This window comes from Candidatus Protochlamydia phocaeensis, from assembly GCF_001545115.1.
Lineage (GTDB): Bacteria > Chlamydiota > Chlamydiia > Chlamydiales > Parachlamydiaceae > Protochlamydia_A > Protochlamydia_A phocaeensis.
On the sequence record NZ_FCNU01000032.1, the window covers coordinates 56132 to 74199 of the forward strand.

Here is an 18068-nt window from a genome sequence, read left to right on the forward strand (position 1 = left end):
CATGTTTGTCATCAAAAGAGACGGAAGAAAAGAGCCGATCAAGTTCGATAAGATCACTGCAAGAATCCAAAAACTCTGCTATGGACTGGACCCGGCCCATATCAATCCCATTCAGTTGGCCTTGAAAGTCATTGAAGGCATTTATGATGGCGTGACGACAAGCGAGCTGGATAACTTAGCCGCCGAAGTGGCCGCCACTTTGACGGCCACCCATCCCGACTATGCCCTGCTCGCCTCGCGCATTGCCATCTCCAATCTGCAGAAGAACACGCACAAGTCTTTCTCGCGCACGATTTATGATCTTTACCATTATACCGATCCCAAAACGCAAAGGCGCGCGCCTCTCATTGCGCAAGACGTCTATGATATTGTCCAGCAGCATGCAGAGCTATTGGACTCCACGCTCATTTATGACCGCGATTTTGGCTTCGACTATTTTGGATTCAAGACGCTCGAAAAATCTTATCTGCTGAAAATGCATGGCAAGGTCGCCGAGCGGCCGCAGCACATGCTCATGCGCGTGGCCATTGGCATCCATAAAAGCGATATCCACTCGGCCATCGAAACATACCATTTAATGAGCGAGCGCTGGTTTACACATGCCACGCCAACGCTGTTTAATGCAGGAACGCCCCACCCACAGATGTCCTCTTGCTTTCTCCTGCAAATGCAGGATGACAGCATTGAAGGCATCTTTGACACACTCAAGCAATGCGCCAAAATTTCGCAGTCCGCCGGCGGCATTGGCCTGAGCATTCATGGTATCCGCGCAACTGGCTCGTATATTCGCGGAACGGGCGGCGTGTCCAATGGCATCATCCCCATGCTGCGCGTCTTCAATGATACCGCGCGCTATGTCGACCAAGGAGGAGGCAAGCGCAAGGGCTCTTTTGCCATTTACCTGGAGCCCTGGCATGCCGATATTGTAGAATTCTTAGAGTTGAGAAAGAACCATGGCAAAGAAGAAGTGCGGGCCAGAGACCTTTTTACTGCACTATGGATTCCCGACTTATTCATGAAAAGAGTGGAAGCCAATGCCCATTGGTCGCTTTTTTGCCCGAATGAGGCGCCCGGCTTGCATCTATGCTGGGGAGAAGAATTCGAAGCCCTTTATACGCGTTATGAAGAGGAAGGACGGGCGCGCAAAACGCTCAAGGCCCAAGAAGTCTGGTTTAAAATATTGGAATCGCAAATCGAAACGGGAAATCCCTATCTTGTCTATAAGGATGCATGCAACGGCAAGTCCAACCAGCAGAATTTGGGAACGATTCAGTCCAGTAATTTATGCACGGAAATCATCGAATACACAGCGCCCGATGAAATTGCCGTCTGCAATCTCGCCTCGTTGGCCCTTCCCCGCTTTGTCAAAGAAGGGCAATTCGACCACCGGAAGCTTTTTGAAGTCACGCAGGCAGTGACCAAAAACCTCAATCGCATCATCGACCATAATGACTATCCCGTCGAAGAGGCGCGCCGCTCCAATTTACGCCACCGCCCCATCGGCATCGGCGTCCAGGGATTGGCCGATACCTTCATCCTTTTGCGCTTACCCTTTGAATCCGCTCAAGCCCGTCAGCTCAATCGCGACATTTTCGAGACCATTTATTATGGCGCTTTAACGGATTCAAACCAGCTAGCGCAAATAGAAGGCCCGTATGAGACTTATGCAGGCTCGCCCGCTTCCAAGGGGATTCTGCAATACGATATGTGGGAGGCACAGCCGGGACCGCGATGGGATTGGGAGGCGCTCAAGCAAAATATTGCCTTGCATGGCCTGCGCAATTCCCTCTTGATCGCCCCTATGCCCACGGCCTCCACTTCTCAAATTTTAGGCAATAATGAATGCTTTGAACCCTACACATCCAATATTTACACGCGCCGCGTGCTGTCAGGCGAATTTATTGTCGTCAACAAACACCTCTTACGGGACTTGGTCAAACTAGGCATTTGGAATGACCGGATGAAGCATGAGATTATTGCCGCCAATGGCTCCATTCAAAATATTGATCTCATTCCGCAATCCATTAAAGAGCTATATAAAACCGTCTGGGAAATCAAGCAAAAGACGCTGATCGACCTGGCGGCCGACCGCGGAGCCTTCATCTGCCAGTCGCACTCCCTCAATTTATTTATTGAGAATCCCTCGTTTGCCAAATTGACCTCCATGCATTTCTATGCCTGGAAAAAAGGACTCAAAACGGGCATGTACTATTTGCGCACCAAAGCGGCCGCAGATGCCATTAAATTCACGGTGGATACCTCTTTAGGAACAGGCCCTGCCCAGCCAAAAGCAAAGGCTCATGCAGATCAACCCCATTCTGCCGAGGCTTTATCCTGTTCCTTGGATCCTGATGAGCCTTGCCTGAGCTGCAGCGGTTGATCCCTTTATTGCAAGCATACTCAAATTAGGCTTTGAGTATGCTTTTATTTCTTTAATGCAAACTATTAGGAGCTATAGATCTTCAAAAAAATACTCGGCTTTGATCAAAACGCCTCCGATCTTTTGCTCTGCGTCTTCTAAGAAGGCTTCATTCCCTGCTTTTTGCAAGCTTTGCATTTCTTGCATTCCCGGTGAAGAAAGAGGCGGCGACGAACGAGCGGGTGGAACAGCGCTTTGGCTAAACGTAGACATATCATTTCCTGAAGTGTCCTTTGCTTGAGGCTCTTCTTCAAAATAAAGGGGATTTTCTAGAGAAGCAAGATTGAGATATAGGGGCAATTGCCCGCTATTGGAAACAGGCGGGGAAAAGTAACCGGATTGAATCATAGAGGGAGCAAACCGCGTTAAAACCTGTTGAGATTTGATTCTTAAAGCCTTTTTAGTGCTAAATAACGCCTTAATGCCGAATCCGGTCACCTTTTGCACTTTATCGGCAAGGAAAGAAGGGACAACCTTCTTGCAATAGAGGGAGAAAAAGCCTTGCTGGATATCCAAGAGAAGCTGCTCCTCGTCCATTAAAGTTAAAGCCTTTGAAAAAGACTGGTGGCGGGATAAGGCAAAAATTAAATAGTTCTGAATGTGAATATCCAACATATCTTGAATAAAACCTGCGTGATGTTCGCTGAGCAAAGGAAAGCCGGTCAGGCGCAGCTCTGCCTCTTTAATTTTTTGAATCAATAAAGCCGCAAGTGTTTTCGACTTTTGTTCGTCTAGAAATGCCGTCAGTACAAAATCAGCAATTTTATCCGTTAAATTTTCTGCAGGAAAGAGGTTCTGGATCCTATTCCGAATGCATGTGATCAGCGTCTCTTTGCTCTTTTTCCTTTCTTCTTCATCTCCAAACGATAATTCAAAATGGCGGGAAGCCTTTTGAATCTCCTCTGTTTTGATGATTTTGGAATAGCTCACAAAAGACCTCAAAACGAAGTTAGGCGTATAGTCCGGATTTAGAATCTGATTCAAGCCTGTTTCAATCACGGCATTCAACGCATTGCGGCTTTGATTGCCTAGGTTCAGCTCTGTTGAAAGATAACGGGAGAATTCATTCAAAGGGCCGACAATAAGCTCCGAAATGTCTCTTGCAATCCGCGTCGAGTGCTGTCCTCCACATCGCTCGGCAATGACGTGCTTTAAAAGATGGGTTAAAATAGTTTTGCTTTTGTGCTGTCGCAACTCCTCTGCGGTTTTTATGAGAAGAGGAGAGTAATAAGCCATCAGCTGAGAGGAGAGAACAGCAGTCGTCCGTGCCAGACGTAATGGATAATAAATCGGAGAAGCGGGCGGGCGGGCAAGGATTTTTTGCGCCATTTCTCCGGCAATTAGGTATTTTCCCACTTTTATGGAATAAGACTCCTCCGGTTGACTTGAATCGTAGAAAACCTGTTCGCTGCTAAACAAATATCCTCCAATAAGAGAGCCGATCATTCCAAAAAAAGTCGTCCAGACAGTTGCCAATCCCTCGCTTTCTTCCGGAGCCAATTCCGAAAACCCAGAAGTCAGGACAAGCCCGATAAGCGTAAAGGTTAAGCTGCAAAAAATTAACTTGGCCGCTTGATCCGTTTTACGAACAGTCTGAGATGACTCATCCGTCAGCCAGCAAACGGTTGCAGCAAGGGCCGCTAAGGGCACGTCCGGATACAAATGCGGCCCCATTGCAGCCGCCAGGCTGCCGCCTAAGCTGGCTCCGGTCATTTCTAAACCCGTGTTCTTAGCCGCTTCCCAGCAGAGGCTATTGAAAAACGCATGGTTGGCAATCCGCTCTTTGAACTTTCGAGCCTGATCGCTCATGTCGCTTGCAAATGTACTGTAGCTGCGGCCTGAAACTGTTGTATGGGATTGCGTCGTCTCTTCTGAAGCAACCGTCAAATTCGTATCTACCGGGGTAAGATCTGTGATTTTTACCATATAAATTTCCTTTAAATAGAGAGCGAAAAAACCACCCATCAAACGAAGGGCTAGGCAAGAGAATTGGCTAAATTTTCATTTTATCAAAAAACAATTCTTGATTGAGTCTGATTTTTAAATTTTGCCCTTTAACTGCGCCAAAACCTTAAATAGGAAAAACTCAACATTCAGCTTATTTAAGGAATAAAACGAAAAGTCATTGAAAGCAATCTTTCTATAAAAGTCGATTTTTTTATTACAAGCAAGCCTGAGCCAGCAAGTGTTGGCAAGGCGGATAAAGGAGCTAACCAGCATAGATCAAGATAGGGGGAAATGACAAGAATGGCTATTGACCATTTTGGCCTGCCGTAACGGATACCCTTACGGCAGGCAGAAAAAACTTAAAAGTAATGATTAATAAAAAGCCCTAATTTATTTACCCTGAGATTTTTATGCGTTCTTTTGTTCATGCCAAATAAAAGACAGCGATAATCCAGACACACATCAACATCTTCAAATAAGCGGTATCTAGCTCCGGCAATGAATTGTAAAGAAATGGAGCTAAGTAAGAAACCTCTTCTGATCGGATCATAATCGAGATGGGAATGAGCTAACTGCCCTCTCCATTGAGCCTTAGTGCGTGTATAACCAATTCCGTAACCAAAATAAGGACGAATGGGACAGGATAATTTAAAATCGAGCAGATTATTTAACATAAAAGATAAAGACCTGACATGCCCTCTTACATCTTTTATTTTTCTAGTGGAATCCATTTCCGCTCTTCCATAAGAGCTCTCGAATTCAAGTCGATAAAAGTCTAGCATTTTAAATCCCGCTATAGCCCCTAGGTAATATCCTGGCTTTGCCTGTTCGTGCTTTCTTGCCAAATCAAAAAAACTCACCCCGCTTAACAACCCGGCATAAGGAGTGATCTCTATCCTTACCCATTTTATTTTACCTCTCCAGGTTGAATCCTCTAAGAGAAAATTATTTTAAAAATGTTAGGATTCAGTGGGATAAGCAAAATAAACCTATTCCGGGTAAACACAATTTTTTACAGGGCAGAGGAACACTTACAATGGAGCCTAACGAGTTTGAAACATTAACAAAAAAATATGTCGGTAAAGGACAACGGGTTGAAGGATCATTTGGAGAAGCTGGTTATGTTGAAAGAGTAGAATTTGGAAAAATTATTGGTGAATACGCTGAAAAGATTAATGAAAAAATAAAATATACGCCACCTTCAAAAGGTAGAATTAAATATGCGAAAGATGGAACATTTCATGTAATACCATCAAATCCAGAGGCAATAATCAAATGACTGACTTACAAAGAGACCTAATAAAATCTACTGCTTATGAATTAGAATTAGCGAAATCAGAAATAAAAGAAGAATTATTTAATAAAATAAGAGGGGTAACAGCTTGTTGGAACGAATTAGATGAAACAGCTTACATGACTTTTTATTATGATGGTGAAGTAAAAAAAAATGACCTTGAGGCTGCTTCTGAGATCTGTGCTTATATTATTTCTCACCTTATAAAAGGCCGCTTAAATGAACAATATAAACGTTTAGATTATCCAAATCCACTTCCTAATAATGATTTTTGGGCTTATAGACGTCAGGATTATTTAGAATCAAAAAGATAAATTTTATGCGAGTACAAGCCATATAGAAAGAGTTCAACCGGTTATATCAAGTTGTAAAGAAACCGTAGATTTTGGAGAGCATCCATTAAACGGCTAGAATGATTTCTACAGAAATAATTTTCCATGTTTTATGCTCTATTCAAGGATGTTTACTAGGTCCGTGTAACTCCTAATCTAAGAGCGGTTTACGTACTTATCGAAAAAGAAACTTATCTTTTATTACCATGAAGAGCTTTCTGAAAAAGAGGAAGAACTAGCAAGTTTAGTGGACACGGAATTCATAGCTGATTTTCCATCGCCTAATTATATGAGCTGATCTAGACTTAATCTGAAACCTATATTAAATGTTTTATAAAACAATTGAGACCGAAGCCCAAGTTTTCCCCGAGGGCGTCGGCCTCCAAAACAGATATAGGTGGATTATGAATCCTACTGATCAACATAAAATGATTAAGAACAAACTGGGTCTTTTACAGCTTGCTCATATGCTTGGTAATGTGAGTGGGGCTTGCAGGGTCATGGGCTATTCACGAGATAGCTTTTATAGATACAAAGAGCTTTACGAGGCTGGTGAAGAACTCGCCCTGCAAGTGGACTTGCTTGGGGCCTTCTTGGCCAGCTAAGATAATGCAGCGGTCAAAGGCATCATAGGCAAATAGCGTGAGAACCTCTCTTGCAGGCAGCTGATCAGGCGATTTAGGGCATCATAGGAATAAGTCGATATTTAGGAATTTCTTAATCAAAAAAAGAGGCATTTTTAGACTCCCAAAATACATACCCTTCAGCATCATAGGCACCCAATATTATTAATTCAGTTGCGAGACAGATTTCTTTAACTTTTTCAAAAGTTAAAATTTTAATCGTTTTATTTAAATCTGCTGATGTCAATAGGCATAAAGAATGCCAACTAGCATTTGAAACTCTTAAGCATTCATTAATTAGATCTAGAGAAATTTCATTATTTTTAAGAAGGTAATAGGCTTCTTTTTCATAAGACAGACCATACTTATCAAATAAATAATATCCGATTAATTCATCAGCATAAAAGTTTACATCATCAAAAATGCAAGACAAATTAGTATGAGCGTTAATTTCTTTTAGAATAATAAGACTTAATTCTTCTCTTACTGATTTTTTTATTGAGAAAGTTGCTCTATGTCCATCTACAAAATATTCCTGTATAGGATTTTGAGGAAGAATTCCTCCATAATTAAACTTGTGAATGGCTTGTAGATTTGCATCATCTGGTAGCAGTGTAAAAAAGTATCCTTTTTTAAAATTTATGGTAGAGAGTAATTCAGATGATATTACATTTGTTTTATCTAAATTATCCTGTACATATTCCCATGTAAGATCGAAATCTAAAAGGTTTTTATTCAATCGCTTCATAATTTAATTTCCCAAGTTCCAGTCTCTGGCCCGCATTTTCCTTTCCATTCAAATCCTTCTCCAGGACATTCTACTTTTCAAGGTCTCTTAAGACCATATAATCATGCAATTCATTACTATTCACTTTAATTTATAAAGATATTAAATTTAAAAAAATTTCTATTCCGGAAATTCTAGATTATCTAATAGATCTTCCTTAATAGATTCTATTGTTGGATAAGCATTTTTAATTAGATCCACCAGGTCTCTATAAGGCGTATAGACATAGATATATTGATCATCAACGGCTCTTACAGTCATATCCGTTTGAGCAATCACATGAGGATAAAGCGCTCCTTTAGGATCATTCCAAGACTGTGGATATTCTTTAAATAGAAAGAAATCTCCCCAATCAAATTGAAACACTTTATCAATATCTATTAAAGCATCTTCTAGTTTAATAATTACATTTTCCTTATCAACTAAAGGCTTTATTATAGCTCCATAGATATTATCAAGCACAACGAATTCAAACTTAACAGCTTTTAATAAAAGCTGAATCAAATCAAAAATGCTTTTTCCAGGTAAGCCATTTAAATCTTGGATAATAATGAGATACCAAGGAATATTTTCTACTGTGCTTTTCATTCAATAGCCCTTTGTCAGCATGGGTTCTCAAAATCTGTAGCTTTGTAAATGAGAAAAATTTTACGAATAAAACTGTTTAAAAAGTGGTCTATTCCCGATACATACCAGGTATGAGGTTCTAAAATTTTTTGCAAAAAATTTATCCTGATAATTAATTGAAATCCTAAACAGCCCACTTCATCTGGATAAAAATTTTCTTTCTTAAGAACACGTTTGAATTTGGGCTGAAACAGCAAAAAAACACTATTTTCTTATCTTAAGAAAATTTTCTATTATGAACATCACTATCTTATACTGTAGAACGTAAAAGAAAACTATTTGAAAGAGAGGTTTGAGAAAACTTTCGAATTTTCTGCCTTCCAAAAAAGATATCCTTCGGCATCATAAGCACCTAATGCAATCAAAACAGTTTTTGTGCATATGCCCTCTATTTCTTCTATTTTGAGTTGTTTGTCTTTTTTCTTACCAAAATCAAATTCAGTCAAAATACAGAGAGAATGCCATATAGCATTTGAAACATAAAAGCATTCATTTAAAAGTTTCAGAGATGCGATTTCCGGCCTGATTAAATAATAGATCTCTTTTTCATAGAATAATCCATAATTAAGAAATAAAGGTTCCGCATAATCTGGTTTAAAAGTTGCTGAAACATCATCAAATACGCAGCATAATTTATTATTTGATTTCAATTCTTTGAAGATCTTTTCTTTTATTTCTTCCTTCTGCTTAGCAATTCCTCCCTCTTTAAAACAATTAATTTTTTCAAAATTGATCTTTTCAGGAAAAAAGGAAAAAAAAGTTCCTTTCTTGAAATCAACTAAATTGATTAGTTTAGAAGATAAAGTATTAGTTTCTATTAAGTTATCTTGAAAATATTCGAAAGCCTTCTTGAAATCCAATTCATCATAATTCAATTTTAGCATAGCTTAAACTCTCACGTATTTATCATCCTTTGATAACTGTTACCCCCTCAGCTATAACTTGGAGGAAGGGAAAACTAGTAATATCTTCTACTTGAAAATACTTGTAAAGATGATCTAAGGGAACTTTAATCTATTCGATTGATAAGGCTTCCTCAAATGTTTTTCTAAAAAATTTAATAGAAAATATGAGATTTAAAAATTTTATGATTTTTCTTAGGGCTATTGCTGACAAACACTTTCTCTGAAGTTTTAACCAAAAACACTCGCATTTTCACGTTCCCAAAACACATATCCTTCTCCATCATAGGCCCCTATCATAATTAATTTTGCATTTTGAGCAATTTTTTGGAATTGATCTAAGGATAGCGCTCGATTATCTTGATAAGTCAAACAAGCCTCTGCTAAGACGCCCAGGGAATGCCAGAAGGCATTTGATTGATTTAGACCATCAATCAATTGATCAACACTCATATGATTCTTTGTAAATAAATAATAAATCTCATTTTGATAAATTGATCCATGAGTTTCATATAAATCTGTATGAGATTCATCAGATAAACAATTTAAAACGTCATCTAAAATACAAGATAGATTATTTCGCTTATTAATTTCGTTTACAATTAATTCCGCTAATTCATCTCTGATTGTAGGAATTTCAGAGTGTGAAGCTTTTTCCCCATTGACCATATATTCTATAGTAGGATTTTGAACAAGAACCATTCCGGATTTAAATTCATACAATCTTTCTAAATTTGCATCTATTGGTAATAAAGTAAAAAAATGGCCTTCTTTAAAATTGATCCATTGGATCAGAGCTGATGATAATATGTTTACCTGATCCAATTTTTTTTTCACATATACCCAAGCTGGATCAAAATCTAAATTGTATTTCACTAATTGTTTCATATCTTAAATCATCAATTTCTATTAAATTTTTAGGAGAGGAAGGAATTAAAAACAATCTAGGTATTTCTATTTTTCTTATACCCGTAGGATTACCAAATTCATCCCTTGCTTGAATTCATTTTCCATCTCGTTAGATGTTCTCCAACTTTAACTGACATGACATTCTCTTTTCATCGACGCTCATTATATTATTTGGTTTCCAAAAAATATATCCTTCGCCGTCGTATGCCCCCATTATTATCAATACCGTCTTTTGGGCAATTTCCTGGAATTGATTTAAAGAAATTATTCGCTTATCTTTGTTAGAAAAATTTGCAGTCGTTAAAATACCTAATGAATGCCAAAAAGAGTTAGAAGCTCTTAACCCCTCTATAATTAAATTAGCATTAACATTTTCTTTAGTAATTAAATAATAAATCTCATTTTGAAAAATAATTCCATTCGTATGATATAAATTTATATAAGCTTTATCAGAAAAAGAGCGCTTTGTATCATCAAATAGGCATGATATATGTTCGCTTTCCTTTATTTCTTGGACAATCAAATCTGCTAATTGATGCCTAATCGTTGGGATTTTGGAATAGGTTGCTTTATGCCCCTTACTTATATATTCCTCAGTAGGATTTTGAGGAAGAATCAATCCAGCCTCGAATTCATATAGCTTTTCTAAATTAGATTCAGCTGGTAACAAGGTAAAAAAGCTTCCATCTTGAAATATGATTGAATTCAATAGTTCACTAGATAATGAATTTACTTGATCCAAATTGTCTCTAGTAAATTTCATTGCTTTATCAAAATCTAAATTATATTTAATTAAGCCAGTCATTACTTCAACTCCCACTTATCCTCTATTTCAAATAAATTACTAGGCTTCTTCTGACATATGAAAAGATTTATATTCAGAGTCGACAAAATCAATATTTTTTACTGCAATTTTCTTATTCATTAAATCATCCCTAGCGGGCAAAAATTCGATTTCCATTTTCTTTGAAATAGGGCAAACCTGAATTTGCATATTATTTCAGGTAGAAAACAATTATAAAAAATGAGCACCTATTCCGGAAAATCCAGGTTGTTGAGTGCATCTTCCTTAATAGATTCTATTGTTGGATAAGTATTTTTAATTAGATCCACAAGTTCTCTATAAGGTGTATAGACATAGATATATTGATTATCAACGGCTCTTATAGTCGTATTAGTTTGAGCAACCACATAAGGATAAAGTGCCCCTTTTGGATCTTCCCAAGATTCAGGAAATTCTTTAAATAGGAAAAAATCTCCCCAATCAAATTGCTTGACATCATTCAATTCTTGCAAAAATTGATCTAATTTAATAGCCATGCCCTGCTTCTTTTTTAAAGAAGATATTACCCCATCTTTTTTGCCAGAGCCTTCAATATAATCTAGTATGATAAATTTAAAGCTCATAAATTTTAATGAAAGTTGAATAATATTAAATAGGCTTTCTCCTTTTAGAAATTCAGGGTCATTTATAATAACTAGAAACCAATTGCCAAAGCCTCAAGGACAGGCCACGCTCGCCCCTCCTTGCATGGTTTGCGAGCCAAAGGCTGAATAGCCTTTCCATTGCGCTAGGCTACCATTGTATTTAGGATAAATAATTTTGCTTTTAGCTTTTTAACTTCTATCTTTAATTACCGTCACAGATTCTGCTACGACTTGAATAAAAGGAAACTTATCTATATCTTCTATTATAAATAATTTAAATGGATTATTATTAGGGATTCCACCATAAGCTTCCACTAATATAGATTTTAAAACAGGGCTGTCTTCTATTTCAAATAAATTACTAGGATCACTCCCCAGTTGATATGAAAATTGAATGACATGAGTAAAAGTAATAATCAATAGCTTTGCATCCCATGATTTTAGATATACCGTTAAAACCGCCTCTTCCGACATATGAAAAGATTTATATTCGGAATCTGCAAAATCAATGTTTTCGGCTATAATTTTCTTATTCATTCGATTATCCTTGGAAATCATTCATTCATTGGATCAAATAAATCGGGAATATTTTCCCAATAAATTTTTTCAGCTTCTATCTCAAGACTCTCGGTCTCTTGAATTCTTTGTTTTGGCGGATAATTTATCCAGGTTATATAAAATTTAACTTTGAAATGCTCTAGATCAAAATTTAAAATTTCTCCACTATCATATTGCATCTTTATTTGTTCTACTGATTTATCATTAACTTTTAGACTTTTAATTCCTTCTAAATGTAACTTCCCTCGAATAGTTTGAAAATTAGATAAAGGAATATGATCTAGATTCCATTCAGGCAATAATTGACTACTCTCCATTGAAATTTCTATTTTATTAAGATTATTTTTAATATCAATGATCCCGCCATCATGAAAAAAACTCGAATTTTTATTAATGTCCATAAAATTTCCTTTCGATTAAAAACTCCAAGTTATTCCTTCTGGTGGATATAGATGAGAGGCGTCGTCATTTTTATGCACGGGATTTCCATTTTTATCTAAATACCGATCTTTATTACTGGTGATAAGGCTTCTTCTAAGAATAAAGAGGAATTTAATTCATATAATCCCTTTGGAACATCACCTAGCCTATATAAAAACTGTATGGCATGTTTAAAGATAACTTTAAACGGTTCTTCTTGCCAAGACTTCATGTAGATCGTCAAAGTAGCATCTCTTTCCATATGAAAAGATTGATATTCAGAATCAGCAAAACTAATAGGTGGTGGTATGCGTTTTTTATTCATTAAATGGCTTTTTGGAAATATCTAGTAGGGAAAGATTGGATTAAAATTTTATGCTTTTCTTAGAGATTATTTCTAGCGAACACTTATTCTGACGTTTTAATCAAAAAAACTAACATTTTCACGTTCCCAGAACACATATCCTTCTCCATCATAAGCACGAAGAATAATTAAACCAGTTTTCAAAGCAACATCTTGAATTTTATTGAAAGAGAATGCTCTTTCATTATTATTTAGAGTAGATTGAGTTAAAACACATAATGAATGCCAACCATTATTTGAATAATGAAAACATTTTTTTAGCAAATCCACAGAAATATCTTTATTTTGTAAGTAATAATAAACATCATTTTTATAGCAAACTCCATAAGCATCAAATAACTCATCTGACCCTATAGGTAAAGGAGAAGTTAACATATCATCAAAACAACAATTAAAATTAGATTTTCTTTTTAATTCATAAAATAGCATATTCGCCACTTCATTTCTTGAAGTTTGAACGGAAGAATAACATTGCTCTCTGACATTTTCTTTCATTGATTGCTGAGGAAAGATTCCCCCTCTTTCAAAATTATGCAAGTTTTCAATAACTGTCTGATTAGATATTAATGTAAAAAAACAACCACTCCTAAAATTTAATAAATTCAATAATTCACAAGATAGAGTGTTTGTTTTATTTAAATTCCATTTAATATAATTTAATGCCTCATCAAAATTTAATTCGTATTTTTTTAATTTATTCATTTTAATTCCCATATGCTATCTAAAAATAATCTATATTCTTCTGGAAACGTACGACCGCCATAATCCCAATGTGGCTTTTTAGGCTCTGGATGGTCTAAATCTGGCCTTAACCATTCTTTAGTTTTGGGATTCGCCCAATTACCTTCTTTACTTCCTGGTTTTCCTTCACCTTTCCATTCAAATCCTTCCCCCGGACATTTTGTTGGATCATTCCCTAGATCTCTTCCATCATATTTTGGCTTTCTTGCCTCTTTTTCCTTATCTTCTTTACCTGCCTTATCTTTATAAAAACCTTCTTCTCCTTCTACACTCTCAAGGTCTTTTAGGACCATGTAATCATGCAATTCATTAAAACCCTTATAGACCAAATAAGCTGCTCCTCATCCTATTATAACACCAGCTGTAGGAAGAATTAGAGGACCTAACGCCACCCCAAAAGTAAATAAGTTTTCGTGGAAAATTTTATTGAAATAAATAAAATTTTTGAACGAATATAAAGGAGAACAAAATGAGAAATTTTTTTATAGTTTGTTTTTAACATTATCACTTGGTATTTCAACTAGCGCCTTCGCGAAAAGAATTTATATCAACGCAAAAGATGTAATGGTTGCTGAAAATGGAATTATTGTGAATTTAAATGGCTATGCGGAAATGGTGGATGCTATTTATTACGATGAAAATGGAATTTTCTTCGAACCCAAAGTAGCCTGGATGTGTGCAAATGGCCATTATGTAAGTGGGACGACAACTCGTCCAAAATGTGGCGATAAACAAAGAAGATAAGAACAATTTAATGAAGAAGCGTTTAGTTTATTTTCTTTTTAGCTTGCTCTTCATATTGAATCTAAATGGAATTGATATAAACAAAATTCTTGAATCTATCTCTGAAGAAGATAAAGGCTATATCAGTTCCTTCTTTTCCACTTTGATAAGTGATCAATTTGCTTATACCCTTTTTGCAGATAAGCCTATTTCATTATCTGCACATTTTAATGTCACTCCTTAGGAAAATACACTTGAAAGAATGAACGACCAAGATCCTCTTTTTTGGAAGAGTTGGCATGTATGGAAAAAATATGCTCCCTTATTCCCTTCAAAACACTATTTAATGATTCTAGAACCAAGCAAATCTAAAATAGCTAGCATATCTAACATCTTTCTCATTAATCGAAAAGAATTTGTGAAAGTTATTAAGGACAATCAAAAATTATTCAACAAATTTTTAGAACAAGAAGTCAAAGCAGAAGAGCTTTTGGCTAATATCGAATCCGGTAAAACCTCTCTAGCCGCTAGTATCAAAGATAATCAATTACTCTGGGGAATCTTACTCGGTTACGGAAAACACAACGCTATGCTTTATAATAAAAGAGAGCGTGGATATTTTGATTGCACTACTTTAAGTCATGTCGCTATGCAAAAATCTAGTATTAAGCTAGAACCCTGTGGAGACTATAATTATTCTCCATTGATAATTGAAAGCGTCAATTTTGTAGGTGATCTTAATCATCCAGAAACAATTGAGCTAACTCAAAAATACCAACGCCAAAGAGGACAAATATCAGCCATCTATGCCAAAGGTAATTTTTTAGAGATAACTTTATCACAGTTTACATCTGATTAATCCAAGCGCTCTTCTCTATTAAACTATCTAGGGCGTGTCGTCAATTAAATGATTGATTAAATTACCCAGCTATCGATTAAACTAACCAACTCAAGGAGTTGGCGATGAAACGATATGCTTTGCGAGATGATCAATGGGAACGAATCAAGGATTTGCTACAAAGAGGGGTAAGGGCATTGTGATTCCATCGAAAACTAATGCCAAAGAGCCTAGAGATTATGATAATCATCTATATAAGGCTAGGCATCTTATTGAGAATTTTTTTGCTAAATTGAAGCAATATCGAGCCATTGCTACTCGTTATGATAAAACTGCTCGCAACTTTTTATCAGCAGTTTACTAGCTGCTTGCGTGATCTGGCTTAATTGACGACACGCCCTAGTGCAAAGCTATATTTTTGAACTAAATTAGCCCTCTTTAATTTCAGGCCCCTTGGACTTACCCCAATTTCCGCACCATTTTTTTTAGGGAACAGATCACGCTTTTGAACCGTTTAAGGACTTGCTAAAAAAACTTGCAAGCGCACTCAAAATGGACATTTTGAGTGCGCTTGCGGCCATCCTGGCAAAAGGCAAGCTTTTGCCAGAAGAAAAAAGCTACCGCCTCTGAGACTCCAACCGCCTCTCTTCGGCCCGCCGGTCTTCAAGTTTTCTATCTTGAATTCTATCCTCTATGCGCTGCTGCTCTCTTCGACTGGCATCGATGCGTGCCTGTACGCGTTGCTGCTGCCGATGACTTTCATCAACGCGCTCTTGCTCGCGCTGGTCCGCTTCTTTATTCTCCTCTTCTTTCTTCTGCTGGCGCCACCACTCTTCCCGGCTAGCTTCCCACTGCTTATCATCCTGTTTTTGCCAGTCTTTTTCTTCCGCCTGAACAGAAGACAAAGAACTCATGAAAACGGCAAAAAGCGCGTAGTTAATTAAAGCTTTCATAAGAGCTTTCTCCTTATTGTTAGGTCCTATTTTTAATGTTTGCCCTGAATATTAAACGGAATTCTCTGCGACTTCATCGCCTCTCGAATAATTAAGAGACCGGCTATGATCACCAGCAGCACTCCCAGCAAATCAGAAAAAGGAGGGACTTGGTTCCAGATCATCCAATCCAATATCCCAACAAAAATCACGGAAGAATACTGGAATGTCCCCACTTCAGACGCACTGGCATATTCATAGGCTTTCACCAGGCTTAATTGCGCCAGGAAAAAAGCCGCGCCTGCCGCAACCGCTTCTGCAATAACCGGATAGGACGGCATAGGACCGAGAAAGGGAATAAAAACCGATTGAATGCAAGTTGCAAAGAAGAAGAAATAAAAGAGAATCGCCTCTAAAGAATCCGTGGGAGCCAGCTTTTTAATAAATACATAGGCAATCGCAAGCGAGATGCCGGAGGCCAATCCAATCAGATCCCCCACCTGATCGAAAATCTGCTGAGTCGGCTTAATGATGATCATAATGCCGATAAAACCGATCAAAATAGAGATCCACGTGCGAAGGGAGGCGCGCTGGTTGAGCATAAAAATGGCTAAGATGGGAATAAAAAGCGGAGTCGTATTAAAAAGCAAAGTGGCATTGACCAAAGGGATATAGCGCAAAGATAAAGTATAAAGCAGGCTGGCTGCCAAACCAAAGCCGACCCGTCCCAAGTGATAGCTCAAATGAGAGGTTTTTAGAAATTCGGTTCCTTTTTTTTTCAAGATGGGCAGCATGAGCAGCAACCCGACCAGATAAGAAATAAAACTGACCCAAAAGATGGAGGCATGAGCAGCGGCCGCTTTAGTCAATACGCCAAAGACAGCCATCAAAAAGAAAGCGGCTAGCGCATACAAACTTCCCCTAAATAAGCTCGAATGAGGAAGGGCATAAATGGCCATGCCTTATTTTCCTCCTGCCGTTAAGCTGTCCTGTCGATCGCAAGAATTGTTAAAATAAAAAGCGCAGCATAAATCCAATAATAAAAATGCGTCCATTCTAATTTCCTTTCCAATTGACTATCGCATTTTAAGGCTTATTTCTATTGCCATCATTCTATAAATTTAATTTTAATACAATCTATACCGAAGGGAGTTCAAATTCAATTTTTTGACGGCTCTTCGGTATATTCCACAAAGGAGGATAGGATGTCTATACCAAAAAGGCAACTAGGCAAAAGTCCGTTGACTGTTTCGGCCATCGGACTGGGCTGCATGGGCATGTCGGAATTTTATGGTCCGGCAGAAGAGCAGGACTCCCTCAATACGATCCAGCGGGCCTTGGACCTGGGCATTAACTTCTTAGACACAGCCGACATGTACGGCAACGGCACAAATGAGGAGCTCGTCGGCAAAGCCATCCGCCAGCGTCGCTCCCAGGTCGTTTTGGCCACCAAATTCGGCATTGTCCGCTCTCAGGATTCTCAAACCCGCTCCATTTCGGGAAAACCGGACTATGTACGGACAGCCTGCGAAGCAAGCTTGAAGCGTTTGGGCGTAGACACCATAGACCTTTACTATCAGCATCGGATCGATCCCCATACGCCGATCGAAGAGACCGTAGGCGCGATGGCTCAGCTTGTCAAAGAAGGCAAGGTCCGCTTTTTAGGCCTCTCGGAGGCTTCCTCTAAAATCATTGAACGCGCCCATGCCGTCCATCCCATCACCGCGTTGCAAACGGAATATTCTTTGTGGACGCGCGATCCGGAAGAAAATATCCTTACCACTTGCCGACGACTTGGAATAGGCTTTGTCGCCTATAGCCCTCTTGGCCGAGGCTTTTTGACGGGTAAAATTAAGCGCATCGACGACCTTTCAACCGATGACTATCGGCGCTTCACGCCCCGCTTTCAGGCAGAAAATTTCCAGCGCAACCTACAGCTGGTTCACGAAATTGAGAAATTAGCTAACCAGAAACATTGCACGCCTTCGCAGTTGGCTCTTGCCTGGGTCCTGACACAAGGCCAAGATATCATTCCCATTCCCGGAACCAAACGCATCCGCTATTTAGAAGAAAATGTCAAAGCGCTTGATATTCACCTGTCTCAAGCCGATTTGGACCAGTTAAACCGCATTGCCCCGCGCGGAGCAGCTGCCGGCTTGCGCTATGCCGAAGCAGCCATGCCCAAAGAGAGCGGATAAATAAAACGAGCCATTAGAGGGTGTAT

22 protein-coding genes and 2 pseudogenes are annotated in these 18068 nt (G+C 38.3%); 9 read left to right on the forward strand and 15 right to left on the reverse strand.

What is annotated here, in order from left to right; translation table 11 throughout:
• Window position 1 precedes the first annotated feature (1 nt).
• The gene (locus BN3769_RS12810) at window positions 2-2380 is read left to right on the forward strand and encodes a ribonucleoside-diphosphate reductase subunit alpha (protein ID WP_068471226.1); all 2379 of its coding nucleotides are present in this window, start codon (window positions 2-4) and stop codon (window positions 2378-2380) included.
• 72 nt (window positions 2381-2452) lie between these two features.
• Here the strand turns inward: BN3769_RS12810 and BN3769_RS12815 are convergent, their stop codons facing one another.
• Window positions 2453-4345: a hypothetical protein gene (locus BN3769_RS12815; protein ID WP_068471228.1), complete on the reverse strand. Its 1893-nt coding sequence runs from the start codon at window positions 4343-4345 to the stop codon at window positions 2453-2455.
• A 380-nt stretch (window positions 4346-4725) separates the two neighbouring features.
• On the reverse strand, window positions 4726-5238 hold the full coding sequence (locus BN3769_RS12825) for an outer membrane beta-barrel protein (protein ID WP_255354203.1): 513 nt from the start codon (window positions 5236-5238) through the stop codon (window positions 4726-4728).
• A gap of 53 nt (window positions 5239-5291) precedes the next feature.
• Between BN3769_RS12825 and BN3769_RS14555 the strand changes: the two genes are divergently transcribed.
• The 3 genes and pseudogenes from BN3769_RS14555 to BN3769_RS12840 form a co-directional block, all read left to right on the forward strand.
• Complete coding sequence (locus BN3769_RS14555; protein WP_195155583.1) at window positions 5292-5645, forward strand: polymorphic toxin type 50 domain-containing protein; 354 nt, start codon at window positions 5292-5294, stop codon at window positions 5643-5645.
• Complete coding sequence (locus tag BN3769_RS12835) at window positions 5642-5974, forward strand: MafI2 family immunity protein (protein ID WP_068471235.1); 333 nt, start codon at window positions 5642-5644, stop codon at window positions 5972-5974. The genes BN3769_RS14555 and BN3769_RS12835 overlap by 4 nt, the downstream gene beginning before the upstream one ends.
• A 422-nt stretch (window positions 5975-6396) precedes the next feature.
• Window positions 6397-6561: pseudogene (locus BN3769_RS12840) on the forward strand (helix-turn-helix domain-containing protein); the annotation flags it as partial.
• Window positions 6562-6709: 148 nt separating this feature from the next.
• Here BN3769_RS12840 and BN3769_RS12845 read toward each other — a convergent pair.
• From BN3769_RS12845 to BN3769_RS12900, 11 genes are all read right to left on the reverse strand, one after another.
• On the reverse strand, window positions 6710-7363 hold the full coding sequence (locus BN3769_RS12845) for a hypothetical protein (protein ID WP_068471236.1): 654 nt from the start codon (window positions 7361-7363) through the stop codon (window positions 6710-6712).
• A 159-nt stretch (window positions 7364-7522) separates the two neighbouring features.
• Window positions 7523-7990, reverse strand: a complete 468-nt coding sequence (locus BN3769_RS12850) for a hypothetical protein (protein WP_068471237.1) — start codon at window positions 7988-7990, stop codon at window positions 7523-7525.
• A gap of 314 nt (window positions 7991-8304) precedes the next feature.
• Window positions 8305-8913, reverse strand: coding sequence for a hypothetical protein (locus BN3769_RS12860; protein WP_068471239.1), 609 nt, complete (start codon window positions 8911-8913; stop codon window positions 8305-8307).
• Window positions 8914-9162: 249 nt separating this feature from the next.
• The gene (locus BN3769_RS15090; protein WP_228840701.1) at window positions 9163-9819 is read right to left on the reverse strand and encodes a hypothetical protein; all 657 of its coding nucleotides are present in this window, start codon (window positions 9817-9819) and stop codon (window positions 9163-9165) included.
• A gap of 130 nt (window positions 9820-9949) precedes the next feature.
• Complete coding sequence (locus BN3769_RS12870) at window positions 9950-10660, reverse strand: hypothetical protein (RefSeq protein ID WP_154017921.1); 711 nt, start codon at window positions 10658-10660, stop codon at window positions 9950-9952.
• A gap of 212 nt (window positions 10661-10872) precedes the next feature.
• Window positions 10873-11247: a hypothetical protein gene (locus BN3769_RS12875; RefSeq protein ID WP_068471241.1), complete on the reverse strand. Its 375-nt coding sequence runs from the start codon at window positions 11245-11247 to the stop codon at window positions 10873-10875.
• Window positions 11248-11457: 210 nt separating this feature from the next.
• Complete coding sequence (locus BN3769_RS12880) at window positions 11458-11805, reverse strand: hypothetical protein (protein WP_068471242.1); 348 nt, start codon at window positions 11803-11805, stop codon at window positions 11458-11460.
• A 17-nt stretch (window positions 11806-11822) separates the two neighbouring features.
• On the reverse strand, window positions 11823-12227 hold the full coding sequence (locus tag BN3769_RS12885) for a hypothetical protein (RefSeq protein ID WP_068471243.1): 405 nt from the start codon (window positions 12225-12227) through the stop codon (window positions 11823-11825).
• A 95-nt stretch (window positions 12228-12322) separates the two neighbouring features.
• Complete coding sequence (locus tag BN3769_RS12890) at window positions 12323-12571, reverse strand: hypothetical protein (protein ID WP_068471244.1); 249 nt, start codon at window positions 12569-12571, stop codon at window positions 12323-12325.
• A gap of 96 nt (window positions 12572-12667) precedes the next feature.
• On the reverse strand, window positions 12668-13312 hold the full coding sequence (locus BN3769_RS12895) for a hypothetical protein (RefSeq protein ID WP_154017922.1): 645 nt from the start codon (window positions 13310-13312) through the stop codon (window positions 12668-12670).
• Entirely contained in the window at window positions 13309-13680 is a 372-nt protein-coding gene (locus tag BN3769_RS12900) for a polymorphic toxin type 37 domain-containing protein (RefSeq protein WP_068471246.1), read from the reverse strand. Before BN3769_RS12900 ends, BN3769_RS12895 begins: the two co-directional genes overlap by 4 nt.
• 115 nt (window positions 13681-13795) lie before the next feature.
• On the opposite strand from BN3769_RS12900, the gene BN3769_RS12905 reads away from it, so the two are divergent.
• The 4 genes and pseudogenes from BN3769_RS12905 to BN3769_RS12920 form a co-directional block, all read left to right on the forward strand.
• A complete protein-coding gene (locus BN3769_RS12905) occupies window positions 13796-14095 on the forward strand; it encodes a hypothetical protein (protein WP_154017923.1) in 300 nt (99 codons plus the stop codon).
• 10 nt (window positions 14096-14105) lie between these two features.
• On the forward strand, window positions 14106-14318 hold the full coding sequence (locus tag BN3769_RS12910; RefSeq protein ID WP_068471248.1) for a hypothetical protein: 213 nt from the start codon (window positions 14106-14108) through the stop codon (window positions 14316-14318).
• A gap of 18 nt (window positions 14319-14336) precedes the next feature.
• Window positions 14337-14933: a hypothetical protein gene (locus BN3769_RS12915; RefSeq protein WP_068471249.1), complete on the forward strand. Its 597-nt coding sequence runs from the start codon at window positions 14337-14339 to the stop codon at window positions 14931-14933.
• A gap of 178 nt (window positions 14934-15111) precedes the next feature.
• Window positions 15112-15302, forward strand: a pseudogene (locus BN3769_RS12920) (transposase); the annotation flags it as partial.
• A 227-nt stretch (window positions 15303-15529) separates the two neighbouring features.
• On the opposite strand, the gene BN3769_RS12925 reads toward BN3769_RS12920, so the two are convergent.
• Window positions 15530-15865: a hypothetical protein gene (locus tag BN3769_RS12925; protein WP_068471251.1), complete on the reverse strand. Its 336-nt coding sequence runs from the start codon at window positions 15863-15865 to the stop codon at window positions 15530-15532.
• Between the two features lie 32 nt (window positions 15866-15897).
• Window positions 15898-16803, reverse strand: a complete 906-nt coding sequence (locus BN3769_RS12930) for a DMT family transporter (RefSeq protein ID WP_068471252.1) — start codon at window positions 16801-16803, stop codon at window positions 15898-15900.
• 252 nt (window positions 16804-17055) lie between these two features.
• Here BN3769_RS12930 and BN3769_RS12935 point away from each other — a divergent pair, with 252 nt between their 5' ends.
• A complete protein-coding gene (locus BN3769_RS12935; RefSeq protein WP_195155587.1) occupies window positions 17056-18042 on the forward strand; it encodes an aldo/keto reductase in 987 nt (328 codons plus the stop codon).
• Window positions 18043-18068 lie beyond the last annotated feature (26 nt).

Bases quoted from the DNA above. Each gene is read 5' to 3' on its own strand.
- BN3769_RS12810 (WP_068471226.1), top strand. From the start codon at position 2: ATGTTTGTCATCAAAAGAGACGGAAGAAAAGAGCCGATCAAGTTCGAT.
- BN3769_RS12815 (WP_068471228.1), bottom strand. From the start codon at position 4,345: ATGGTAAAAATCACAGATCTTACCCCGGTAGATACGAATTTGACGGTT.
- BN3769_RS12835 (WP_068471235.1), top strand. From the start codon at position 5,642: ATGACTGACTTACAAAGAGACCTAATAAAATCTACTGCTTATGAATTA.
- BN3769_RS12845 (WP_068471236.1), bottom strand. From the start codon at position 7,363: ATGAAGCGATTGAATAAAAACCTTTTAGATTTCGATCTTACATGGGAA.
- BN3769_RS12850 (WP_068471237.1), bottom strand. From the start codon at position 7,990: ATGAAAAGCACAGTAGAAAATATTCCTTGGTATCTCATTATTATCCAA.
- BN3769_RS12860 (WP_068471239.1), bottom strand. From the start codon at position 8,913: ATGCTAAAATTGAATTATGATGAATTGGATTTCAAGAAGGCTTTCGAA.
- BN3769_RS15090 (WP_228840701.1), bottom strand. From the start codon at position 9,819: ATGAAACAATTAGTGAAATACAATTTAGATTTTGATCCAGCTTGGGTA.
- BN3769_RS12875 (WP_068471241.1), bottom strand. From the start codon at position 11,247: ATGAGCTTTAAATTTATCATACTAGATTATATTGAAGGCTCTGGCAAA.
- BN3769_RS12880 (WP_068471242.1), bottom strand. From the start codon at position 11,805: ATGAATAAGAAAATTATAGCCGAAAACATTGATTTTGCAGATTCCGAA.
- BN3769_RS12885 (WP_068471243.1), bottom strand. From the start codon at position 12,227: ATGGACATTAATAAAAATTCGAGTTTTTTTCATGATGGCGGGATCATT.
- BN3769_RS12890 (WP_068471244.1), bottom strand. From the start codon at position 12,571: ATGAATAAAAAACGCATACCACCACCTATTAGTTTTGCTGATTCTGAA.
- BN3769_RS12895 (WP_154017922.1), bottom strand. From the start codon at position 13,312: ATGAATAAATTAAAAAAATACGAATTAAATTTTGATGAGGCATTAAAT.
- BN3769_RS12910 (WP_068471248.1), top strand. From the start codon at position 14,106: ATGAAGAAGCGTTTAGTTTATTTTCTTTTTAGCTTGCTCTTCATATTG.
- BN3769_RS12915 (WP_068471249.1), top strand. From the start codon at position 14,337: ATGAACGACCAAGATCCTCTTTTTTGGAAGAGTTGGCATGTATGGAAA.
- BN3769_RS12925 (WP_068471251.1), bottom strand. From the start codon at position 15,865: ATGAAAGCTTTAATTAACTACGCGCTTTTTGCCGTTTTCATGAGTTCT.
- BN3769_RS12930 (WP_068471252.1), bottom strand. From the start codon at position 16,803: ATGGCCATTTATGCCCTTCCTCATTCGAGCTTATTTAGGGGAAGTTTG.